The 364-nt window shown below is 66.5% G+C and carries 1 protein-coding gene; it reads left to right on the top strand.

Annotated elements, in window-relative coordinates:
• Positions 1-364: phosphatidate cytidylyltransferase (locus EN852_RS36480; protein ID WP_135879733.1), on the top strand; the 364-nt coding region annotated here is incomplete at both ends.

A 364-nucleotide genomic window follows, 5' to 3' on the forward strand; every position in this document is an offset into this window, starting at 1 on the left:
ATCGGGGCTGGCCTACGCGGCTTTGTCCGGCTTTTCGCTCGCCTATCTGCGCGACGATGGCCATTCCGGCCTGATCGCGATTCTCTTCCTGTTCGCCGTAGTCTGGGCAACTGACATAGCGGCCTATTTCGTCGGGCGCGCGGTCGGCGGCCCGAAACTTGCGCCGTCGATCTCGCCTGGCAAGACGCAGAGCGGCGCGCTGGGCGGGGCCGTCGGCGGCGTGGTTGCGGGACTGGCACTGGCAATCGTGGCGGGGGCCGGCAATCTCGCGATGCTTGGCCTTGCCGCTCTGGCGCTCTCGATCGTTTCGCAGATCGGCGACCTATTCGAATCCTGGGTCAAGCGCCGGCACGGCTGCAAGGAT

It is taken from the genome of Mesorhizobium sp. M2E.F.Ca.ET.209.01.1.1, assembly GCF_004010375.2.
Lineage (GTDB): Bacteria > Pseudomonadota > Alphaproteobacteria > Rhizobiales > Rhizobiaceae > Mesorhizobium.